The sequence below is a fragment of the Shewanella chilikensis genome (assembly GCF_002836945.1).
GTDB classification, from domain to species: domain Bacteria; phylum Pseudomonadota; class Gammaproteobacteria; order Enterobacterales; family Shewanellaceae; genus Shewanella; species Shewanella chilikensis.
Genome location: NZ_NIJM01000033.1, coordinates 1 through 10,688, shown reverse-complemented (window position 1 = coordinate 10,688; position 10,688 = coordinate 1). Strand labels below are relative to the sequence as shown.

Genomic DNA, 10,688 nt, shown 5'->3' with positions numbered 1-10,688 from the left:
CAGAATGCCCTCAAGGCCATTAAGCTTAGCGGCAACAAAAATAAAACAAGCATGAAAATGTTCGATAGCTGGCGAAAGAAAAAGTCTGATGATGCGGTCATTTCTGACATGCTGAATAAACAAAGACGTTACGATAGCCTGGTCAGGGCGCTGCATGCCGATATTTACCGCTACGCCTTTTGGCTTTGCGGCGATCGTCATGTGGCTGAAGATATCACCCAGGAAACGTTTCTCCGTGCTTGGCGTTCGCTGGATTCATTGAAAGATGACAAGGCGGCCAAGGCTTGGTTAATCACCATTTTACGGCGGGAAAATGCCCGCCGCTTTGAGCGTAAACAGTTTGATTATGCCGATATCGGCGAAGAGCATTGGCAAGATCCCGGTTCCCAAAGCCAGGAAGAACATGCCGAACACTACCTGCTCAGGCGTCAAATAGCCCAATTGGAACCCGAGTATCGGGAGCCTTTGTTATTACAGCTGATAGCCGGATTCAGTGGCGATGAAATTGCCCAATTGCTGGATCTAAACCGAAATACTGTCATGACCCGCTTGTTTCGGGCCAGGAATCAGTTAAAAGAAGCACTGGAACACTCCAAGGTCAGAGGTCAATCCAATGGATGAGCTGAAGTTTCGCCGCCAGGCCTATGGCGACCCCAATAATCAGGATCCCGAGTTTCTCGAGGCTCTAAGTCAAAACGAGGACAGTCAGGCGTTTGTCGCCGAACTCAAGGCACTCGATGGCAAGATAAGTCAGGCACTCAGAATTCCTGTGGCCGAAGATCTGAGCGAAAAACTGCTGCTGAAACAACAGTTGGCCGTACACTATCATCGACGCAAACGTACAGGCTGGATGCTAGCAATGGCCGCATCCGTCGCCTTTGTTGCCGGAGTCAGTTTCAGTCTCTGGCGCCAGGGGCCGGTGGATTTAGGACAACACGCCCTTGCCCATGTGCGCCATGAAACCATGGCCATGACCAGTAATGCCGATATCTCTTATCAAGCAATCAATGCCGAACTGGCATCGCTTAAGGGGTTGGGCAGTGCCAGGTTCAATAGCCAACCTGGACGGGTGTTTTACAGCACCTTCTGCGATTTTCAGGGAATTGAAAGTATTCATCTGGTATTGGCCGGTGAACAAGGCAAGGTAACAGTGTTTATTGTGCCCGCTGAGCACAGGGTGATGCTCGCCGAAGCCTTTGCCGATAGCGAATACCGAGGAGAGGCGATAAAAACCGACTCAGCTTACCTGGTGTTGGTAGCCGAGTATCCTCAAGACCTGGACGCTATTAAAGAAGAAATAAAACAGAGCTTTATTTAAAGGTTCAGGCTTTGCAATACCAAGTGTGAGACAGTGTTGCCTAGTAGCTGACTCATAGGTAAGCATGAAAAGCCTTGGGAAAGGTTGACCTTGAAAAGTTCACCGAACTAAACCAACTTAATCCTCGGCCGTAAATGCTGTTTTTAATATAACTTTTCAGTCTCTTGTCATATCCAGGAGAGGAAATCGGCCACCGGCTCTTTGGCAGCATCACAGCTTTGCGCCAGAAACAGCTCACCACAGGCCAGCGCATCGGTCAGGGCATTGTGGGCCGAATACGGCGGCAAATGATAGCGGCTACGGCAAGCGCCGAGGCGTAGACTACCGCTTGGCAGCACCTCTTGTTGCCGCTGCAGGCGGGTCTTTTCCAGCAGCAGGGTATCTATCACGGGAAGGTGCAGCTTAGTACCGTATGCCTGCTGACAAAGCCTGCTGAGAAAAGCGCAGTCCAAAGGAGCATGATGCATCAGTAAAACGCGCCCCTGACTTTGCCCTAACAGCCAAGGCAAAAGCTGCTCGGGCGCCAGAGCCCCCTGTTCAAGATGACTATCCATAATGCCGTGAATCGTGGCGCTCTGACCGACACTGCCGGCGATACTCACCAATTTGTGGCGGGCGCCGCTGAGCTCCAATCGTCCTTTGTTGATAGGCACCACACCTATAGAGAGGATCTGATCGCACCCCGGCTTAAGGCCGGTCATTTCCAAGTCCAGCGCCATTAAAGGCGCCTCTACCACAGGCTTGGATAATACTGGACTCAAGGCCTGGTAAAAAGACTTGAGAGGCTCTCTTGCCTGCCAGCAATGCCAGGCCAGGCGGGTTCTATGCAGCAAAGGCATTCTAGAAACTCCGGGTAAACTTGAGTCTCAGCGCTGCCTGGGCATCATGCACCACTTTGAAGGCATCCCTGAGTTGGTGGCGCATCAGCGAAGAGAGTGCCTGCGGCATCAGAAAATTACTTATCCCTTGGCCCTGGTCAAACTGACGCCCCTGATTGGCGAGCCGCATATGGGCAATAAATTCATGGGCATCGGCAAGATTGAGAGCATCTTTACGGCTTAAAAGCTTACTTTCCATCAAGGCGCGGATCCGTTTGGCGGTATTGACCTCTTTAATGCCGGCTGCCAAAGCATAAACCCGGGCGATATCATTGATAAGGGCGCTGCCCCTGTGTTTAAGGTCCATTCCCTTGACCTCACTGCCATCCCTGTCGAGTACAAACTTACGGAAGAACCCCAACGGCGGCGACTCACTTAAGGCGTTGCCGGTCAAGGCCGCCAGAAAGATATCGTTGTCTTTGGTCTGCGCCAACACCTTATCCTGCAGTGCACCAAACAGGCTGTCCGGACCGTATACGGAGCGCATATCGAAAAAGATACTGGCATGCATCAAGGCCTTGGGCTCAGGGATGTTGACCCAGGAGGCAAACTTTTGCTGCCAGCTTGCCAGCGACAAACACCAATTGGGGTTTTGCGCCATGATATCGCCGGGACAATATACGTAACCACACTCATTGAGCCCGGCGCATACGCCCTTGGCCAAGGCCTGAAAGTAACCTCTGGCATGCTCATCCGGCTCTTCGGCCAACAATAATCCATTATCCTGATCCGAGCAGGCGGCCTGATCCTGCCGCCCCTGGGACCCAAATGCCAACCAGCAAAACGCCATCGGCGCCTCCCCAAGCAGCGCCTGATTGAGCTGAATAAGCCTGCGGGTAAGCGCATCGGTAACCGAAGTCAGTACCCGGCCAATCTCCTCGGCACGAGCATCGGCGCTGATAAGGTTTTGCAGCAAAAGCGGAATTTGCCGACTAACACTGATGAGACTCGGCAGATCTTTTTGCCGCTCTATCTCGCCAATCAACAACAAAGGTTGGGATGCCTGGCTACGCAGTATGTCAGTGCTGGTGATCATCCCCACCGGCTGACCTTGCTCCATGACCGGCAGATGGTGAATGTTATGTTCACTCATCAGCAGCATGGCTTCAAATACCAGAGCCTGAGCCTCTATGTGCACAGGCTGGCGGGTCATGGCCTGAAATACGGCTTCATTGCCGCTAAGCCCCTCGGCCAGCACCCGATTACGCAGATCCCTGTCGGTAAGGATCCCAACCAATTTGTGATTATCCAGTACCAGTACAGACGACACCCTGTGCTTGCGCATCAACTTGGCCGCATCGGTAATGGAAAAGCGCTGTTCGACGCCAATGGGCTCATGGGTCATCAGAGTGCTGATCCGGCTGGTAGTGGTCAGATCCCTGGCCCGAAAACGCCCTTGATGGCGCAGCCGTTTGGCATAGGCTCGGTTGAAGAAACGATCGAAGTTGCGACACTCCAGACGCAGAGTGTCAAACAGCGCCGGCGGCACATGATAGACCAAGCCATCTTCAAGGATCAGTACCTTGTTACAGCTCTCTTCGCCCGACAGCAGAGAGGGAAAGCCGAAATAATCGCCCTCTCCCAGGCGGTCAAGCAGTTCGCCCTCTGCATCACGTACTTCAAAGGCGCCACTGCGAACGATATAAAGCATGGGATTAGCTGAGTCCAGCGGCACGGCTTTCATCGACTTGCTGTAATAGCCTATGCTGATGGCACGGCAACATTGCTCCAGTATAGGGCGCGGCAGTTCATTGAAAGGAATTGTCTGTTGCAGAAAGTGGCGAATGGGCAGTAGTTCACTCTCATCCATGGGCGGCCTTTAAAGTTGGATTGACTCATCACAGTATTGCCCACTCTGAAGAGTACTGACTATCTGGCTTTAGTCGAATACCACCAGCCCTGAAACAGAAAGCCCACACCCCAAAGATGAGTATCCAACCCAAGCAAGATAGATAAAAAATCCCCCGACTAAGCGGGGGATCCTCTGTTTAGTAAGCACTTAAGTAAGGTGTTCATAACTCCTTGCAGCACTCTGGCTTACACAAGAACTGGCGTTCAGGGCACTGACTATCAATGTTCCTGCGCCGTGCCTGCACCTTTAGGGAAGCGAATAGATTCAACCATTTCCTGCACATGTTCAGGAACAGCAGCTGTCATCTTGGCAACGATAATCGCTACAACAAAGTTGATTATCATGCCAACCATGCCGATACCTTCCGGCGAAATACCAAATAACCAGTTCTCGGCATTATTGCCAGCCGGATTGATAAACTTGAAGTAGATGATATAGCCCGCAGTAAAACCAAGCCCCATCACCATACCGGCAATGGCCCCTTCCTTGTTCATCGACTTGGAGAAAATGCCCATCACGATTGCCGGGAACAGTGAAGATGCCGCCAACCCGAATGCCAAAGCCACCACTGCCGCCACAAAACCAGGTGGATTGATACCGAAGTAGCCTGCGATAACTACACCTACAGCCGCCGCGGTTCGGGCATAGAACAGTTCCTTCTTGTCTGAAATGTCCGGCATTAAGTTTTTCTTCAGTAAGTCATGGGATACCGAAGTTGAGATCACCAGCAACAAGCCCGCAGAAGTCGACAGCGCTGCCGCCAGACCACCGGCCGCCACCAAGGCAATCACCCAAGCTGGCAGATCGGCGATTTCAGGGGTCGCCAACACCATGATATCGCGATCGATATCCATTTCATTGTTGCTGTCATCGGTGAGGTTACCCTTGGCATAGTACATCTTGCCATCACCGTTCTTATCGTTCCACTTGATAAGCCCGGTGCTTTCCCAGTTTTTGATCCACTGGGGCGCCGACTCATAGGCAACACCGGTAGATTCAGGGCCATTGATGGTTTCTATCATGTTTACCCGGGAGAATGCGGACAAAGCCGGCACTGTGGTATACATGATGGCAATAAATACCAATGCCCAACCGGCGCTAATACGGGCATCTTTTACCTTGGGTACGGTAAAAAAGCGCACAATCACATGGGGCAGACCGGCAGTCCCCACCATGAGCGCTGCCGTGATAGCGAATACATCTATGGTACTCTTAGCGCCTTCGGTATATTCAGAGAACCCCAGCTGGGTTTGCAGGCCGTCGAGCTTTTGCAGCAGATACACCCCGGTATCGTTCCCGGCGGCATCTATCAGCTCAGCGCCAAAACCAATTTGCGGAATAATGTGGCCCGTCATCATCACAGAGATAAAGATGGCCGGAACCATAAAGGCGAATATCAGCACGCAGTATTGCGCCACCTGAGTGTAAGTGATCCCCTTCATGCCTCCGAGTACGGCGTAAAAGAACACCACTGCCATACCTATATACACCCCGGTGTCGACATCCACTTCCAGGAAGCGGGAGAACACCACACCAACACCACGCATCTGCCCGGCAATATAGGTAAAGCAGATGAAAATAGCGCACACCACAGCCACTACACGAGCCGCCTGAGAGTAATAACGCTCACCAATAAAGTCAGGCACAGTGAATTTGCCGAACTTACGAAGGTAAGGTGCCATACATAAAGCCAGCAACACGTAACCGCCAGTCCAGCCCATCAGGTACACGCTGCCGTCAAACCCCACGAAGGAGACGATCCCCGCCAGCGAGATGAAAGAGGCTGCCGACATCCAGTCTGCCGCCGTCGCCATCCCATTCATCACTGGGTGAACCCCACCACCGGCAACATAAAAATCTTTGGTAGAGCCGGCTCTTGACCAGATGGCAATCCCGATATAGAGAGTAAACGAGAGCCCCACAATTAAAAAAGTTAATGTTTGAACATCCATCGGCCCGCTCCTTAGTCTTCGTGTACGTTATATTTTTTATCTAAGGCATTCGCTTTGGCCGCATAAACGAAAATCAGCACTACGAACACATACATGGAACCTTGCTGGGCGAACCAGAAGCCAAGCTTGAATCCCATAAAATGAATTTCATTGAGAACGTCCACCAGTAAAATCCCACAACCGTAGGAAACAGCAAACCAGATGGCCAGCAGTCCCAGTACCAAGCGCAAATTTTCGCGCCAGTACCCCTTTGCCTTGTCATTGTTTTCAAAACCCATAGCGACTCCCCTGTGGTAATAATTATTAAGTCACAGTTAATCTAGCAACCGCCGGGAGCGCTACAATCAAGACCTTAGTCTAAGCCAAAATTTACACACCATTAACAACCAAAGTAAAGCAAACATAATCAAAAGGTTAAGGCCAAAATCGCCAATTAAACGCTCGTTTATTTGCTACGAATCATTAGACCAATGTCGAAGTGATTTTCAAGATAATTTCCGTGAGCCGCTCACTATTCACCGACAAGATAAGCCATTAGCGACAATTACTACTGCATTAAATCCATCTAAAACTGCGGCGAAATGGGCTCACGATTAACTATGTAAAAAAAAGAGGCCTTTTGGCCTCTTGATTGTATTTAAAACAGTGTTGTAACTAGGGTGCTTCCTGGTTCAGGTAGAGGATAAGCGCCGCCAGCTCCTTGGGGTCTGAACTTTTCGAGGTGATCAAATATTTGCCATTGACCAACAGCGAAGGCACTCCCCGGATCCCGGAGAGCTGAGTCTGGGTATCATAATTAGCCAGTGCCAGCTTGCTGTCGGCCGAGCCCAAGGTTTGGTTGAGTTCTTGTTCATTCACCCCCTGCGCCAAAAAGAAGTCCTTTAACTGCTGAGGTCTTTCAAAAGCCTGATGCTTCTCATGGATCCGATTAAAAATATTACCGTGCACCTGATCGGTAATCCTGAATTTCTGCGCCAGATAATAGGCTTCCTGACTGAGGATCCAGGAGGGGCGCCCGGCGCCGACGGGAGTGCGTTCAAAATCCAACTTACCCTTGAGCAGTTCAGCTGTCTGCTGCATCAAGGGATCCTTGTAGTAGCAATGGGGACAGTTATAGGAGAAAAACTCTCTGACTATGCCGCTCTTGGCTTCAGGGATCCCAGGCACCTTGATATAGTCGCGCCCTTCCTGAAAATCGGCCGCACTGACACTTAAACTACTGAGGGCCAGGAATATCAGCGGTAAGACTCTCACCATTTTGGATAACAAAGACATAGGCTTTCCTCTTGTTATTTTTTAGTCACGCTTTTTATTGGCAAGCAGCAATAAGGCTATCTGCCTCGGAGTACCTGTATTCAAACTCAAGCTCGCGGCAGATGAGAGAACCATCCACCCACTTACCCGTTCCATTATCTGTGGCAAATTCGGGCATCGCCAAACCGAGCGCTTTGGCAGCTGCCGGATAAAATTCTTGCCTGGTTGGATGACAAGGTGCACAAAGGTTATAGATGGCCCCGGGGTTAGCTGCGGTCAATAACTGCAGGCAAGCATTTATACAGTCATCGAGATGCACCAGATTCACCACGGCGTTTGCGCCGGGCAGCCCTGTCTTCCCGGCAAGGAAGCGCCCAGGGTGGCGCCCTGGACCGACCAAACCGGCAAAGCGAATGACAGTGACTTCAAGGCCTTCATTGGCAAGCGCCAGTATCTTCTGTTCAGCTGTTGCCAAGGTGGTGCAATAACTGTCCGACGAGACATCAACAGCTGTCGCCTCAGTGACTACACCTTGGGATTGGGGATAAACCCCTGAACTACTAATAAACAATAGACGTTTGATACGGCTTGCAGCAATCACAGGCAATAGACGCTCGAGAGAAGGTAGATAATCATTATCGCCGCGCCTGAGACCGGGGGGAATATTGAGTACCAGGGCATCACAGTCATCCGGCAACGAAGGTAAAAGAGCCGGTTCTGCAAGATTGAGGATCACGGCTTCCAGCCCCTCTTTTCTCAACAGCTCCGCGCCCTCCTCGGTACGCTTACTGCCGCAAACCTTAACCCCTCTGGTGACCAGTTCCCTTGCCAATGGCAAACCGAACCAACCACAGCCCCAAACCGCAATATGTTTCATCGCCCTACTCCGCTGTATACCGAGCTCAAGCATAAGACATATGAGAATAAAAACCAGAGGTGGATCTATGAATGACCAAAGTTTGGCCGCTCACGGCAAGAGAACGCGAGTTGCAAGCTACTCCAAGGCACTGAAATAGAAACTGATGCCAGCCCCGGTTTGCAGAGTTCTTGCGGCCCCCTCAGTCAGCTCTTCAGACTTGAGTACGGCTTCCACGCTAACCTCTTCGTCCATCAAAAAACGTAATTTAGGCTCGCTACCATCGTTTTTACAAGCCCAAACCTGAGGTTGCCGCACCTCTGATGTGGTCATCATCACCTTACCGACGCTGTTATCAGACAAGCTCACCAAAGTGCCTGGCGGGTAAATCCCCAATACCTTCACCAACGCCGAAATCAGCTGCTCTTGATGCTTGCCAACCCGATTCTTAAACAGATATCCCAAAGCAATTTGCGGCGAGACTATCTCTTGACGAGCCAATTGGCTGTCATAGTCATTAGCCAGCGCGACTATCTGAGTGGTCAATGGCAGCTTGGCCAGCTTAAGCCTATCGGGATAACCTGAGCCATCGATAAACTCATGGTGATGCTTCACAATATGCAACACCTCATTACCAAACAAGCCACTACGTTTGAGCATGTCATAACCAAAATTGGGATGCATGGAGAGAAAGTTGCTTTCATGCTGACTCAAGGGGCTGCGCTTACGTCTGATGGCATCGGGCACCTTGAGTTTGCCTATATCGTGCAGAAGTGCCCCCAGAGCAATATCCCTCAGCTTGTCCTTGGACAACTCAAGCGAATGGCCAATCATCAAGGCCAGTACCGCAACTGATATCCCGTGCTGAGTCACGCTGGGAGTCCCTTCACCACTGGACACCAAGGCCAACTTGGGATTGCCAGACTCCAATAGATGGTTCAGCATTTGCTCGACTAAAGCTGAAGCTTCGCGAATGGCACCTTCAGGATCAGACACTAACTTACTGACTACAGTACGACAGTCATTAATGGCATTCAAAAAGCGTCCCTGGCTCTTACGTATCGCCTTGCGGGCAGAGGCTTTGGGATCCGGTTGGTTGTCCTTTGCTCGTTCTGTTGCTTGCTGTGCCTCGTTTTCCTCTTCAATTACATCATTAAGTAGGTCTTCGTCAGAGATTAAAATGACATAGGGCACACCGAGATTGCGGATCATCTCTATCTGACTGGCATCTTTGATTTCAATGCGATTGAACAAAAAGGGATGATCTGTCCAGGACAGCGGCAGTTTGACTGTGATGCCAGTTTGCAGGCGTGACAGAGGGAGATGGATCCTTTCAGCTTTGGCCACTCAAAGTTTCTCCAGAGAACAACTTGATAAAACAAGGTTTTAAAAAATGAAATCCAAGAATCTTAACTATAGACCATTGGAAACCAAACGTAAGAATGAAATGACAAATTTATGACAAAAATCGCTTGTTTGACAGTGTTTTAGTCGTTAATCCACCATGCATACAATTTTCTGTTCAGATTTCATCCGCCAAAGTCGCTAGTGATAACTGTCTAAGCCGAACGCTGCCAATGGGTCTCTGTTTTATATAGCAAATAACTGCCGAATCTGCCTTTTAAGTCACTCCAATTTCTCCTGTTTTTGCCAGTCGTTGAGATAATGGCGTAAATGCGCCGACTTGGCGAGATAGAGCAAGGACCAGAACAGGAATAAGGCATCCAACGCTAGATTCCAACTAAACAACCAATCGTTGTGACCAAGACGCTGAATAAGCAGCACGCCATCTATTCCCAGCAACAGCGCCAACCACCAGCGAATTTGTCGAAACAGTGGGATCAATGCCTCAAATACCCGTTTACGCTCGGCCAGGATCAAACCATAGATCAGCAAGGCGCCAGCGCCTGCGGCCAGAGACAATAGAAAGTCACTCTTTTCCGGATAAAACAACCGTACCAAAGCGGCCCTGTCGCTGGCTTGGGTCAGAGATGCAACAAACACACACCAGCCGCGGGCCAAAAACAGCACTATGATGTAAAGCAGTAACGGCGGCTTGATATGGCCATCATTGTCAAGCCAGCGTACATGTTCAAATTTAAGCAAGGACATAATCCCATCATTGTGACTCACCCAGACAAGGCCTGGCACAGCCATGGTAAAAATAACCGAAAGCGTTCACACTTGTGACTGACTCTGTTTTTAAGCAGCGGGATACGCCTCTCCCATAAGCTGTCTCAATGAGGCGATCTGAGAGCGCGTCTCGACCAGCCATCTTACGAAATAATGAGGTGGGTCCTGTGGCAACACAATTCAAGTATGTGGCGCAATAAATAGAAGCCAGAAACAAGCTGTTTGGCTATTTTGACTCTAAAACCTTAAGAGTCCCATATCCCCCCGGATTGGTTGCCACTGAGTGAAGGTAAAAAAAGCCCCACGGCTTGGCGCAACGTAGTTCACTTAAGCGGAGCTGCCTTGTGATTAACAGGATATCGGGTCTTTGATATTTTTACCGCCCTAGGCCGATTTGGCTTAGGGCGTTTGTCTATAAAGAGGATGGACAAGTCTCCCCGCAGAC

Annotated in this window: 10 protein-coding genes; 2 read left to right on the top strand and 8 right to left on the bottom strand. The window is 50.3% G+C overall.

Annotated features, from left to right (window positions below):
* Positions 1–57 precede the first annotated feature (57 nt).
* Complete coding sequence (locus tag CX651_RS13110; protein ID WP_101056411.1) at positions 58–621, top strand: sigma-70 family RNA polymerase sigma factor; 564 nt, start codon at positions 58–60, stop codon at positions 619–621.
* Complete coding sequence (locus CX651_RS13105; protein ID WP_101056410.1) at positions 614–1,318, top strand: DUF3379 domain-containing protein; 705 nt, start codon at positions 614–616, stop codon at positions 1,316–1,318. The genes CX651_RS13110 and CX651_RS13105 overlap by 8 nt, the downstream gene beginning before the upstream one ends.
* 167 nt (positions 1,319–1,485) lie before the next feature.
* Here CX651_RS13105 and CX651_RS13100 read toward each other — a convergent pair whose 3' ends face one another.
* From CX651_RS13100 to CX651_RS13065, 8 genes are all read right to left on the bottom strand, one after another.
* A complete protein-coding gene (locus tag CX651_RS13100; RefSeq protein WP_101056409.1) occupies positions 1,486–2,157 on the bottom strand; it encodes an exonuclease domain-containing protein in 672 nt (223 codons plus the stop codon).
* A 1-nt stretch (position 2,158) separates the two neighbouring features.
* Positions 2,159–4,006 carry a DUF294 nucleotidyltransferase-like domain-containing protein gene (locus tag CX651_RS13095; protein WP_101056408.1) on the bottom strand — a complete coding sequence of 616 codons (1,848 nt, stop codon included), beginning with the start codon at positions 4,004–4,006 and terminating at the stop codon, positions 2,159–2,161.
* Positions 4,007–4,266: 260 nt separating this feature from the next.
* Positions 4,267–6,000, bottom strand: a complete 1,734-nt coding sequence (locus tag CX651_RS13090) for a sodium:solute symporter family protein (protein WP_101056407.1) — start codon at positions 5,998–6,000, stop codon at positions 4,267–4,269.
* 11 nt (positions 6,001–6,011) lie between these two features.
* Positions 6,012–6,278: a DUF4212 domain-containing protein gene (locus CX651_RS13085; protein WP_039032820.1), complete on the bottom strand. Its 267-nt coding sequence runs from the start codon at positions 6,276–6,278 to the stop codon at positions 6,012–6,014.
* A 376-nt stretch (positions 6,279–6,654) separates the two neighbouring features.
* A complete protein-coding gene (locus CX651_RS13080) occupies positions 6,655–7,275 on the bottom strand; it encodes a thiol:disulfide interchange protein DsbA/DsbL (protein ID WP_101056406.1) in 621 nt (206 codons plus the stop codon).
* Between the two features lie 34 nt (positions 7,276–7,309).
* A complete protein-coding gene (locus CX651_RS13075; protein WP_146225992.1) occupies positions 7,310–8,131 on the bottom strand; it encodes an SDR family oxidoreductase in 822 nt (273 codons plus the stop codon).
* 117 nt (positions 8,132–8,248) lie between these two features.
* A complete protein-coding gene (locus CX651_RS13070) occupies positions 8,249–9,457 on the bottom strand; it encodes an HD-GYP domain-containing protein (RefSeq protein ID WP_101056404.1) in 1,209 nt (402 codons plus the stop codon).
* 279 nt (positions 9,458–9,736) lie between these two features.
* Positions 9,737–10,222, bottom strand: a complete 486-nt coding sequence (locus CX651_RS13065) for a DUF2919 domain-containing protein (protein ID WP_101056431.1) — start codon at positions 10,220–10,222, stop codon at positions 9,737–9,739.
* Positions 10,223–10,688 lie beyond the last annotated feature (466 nt).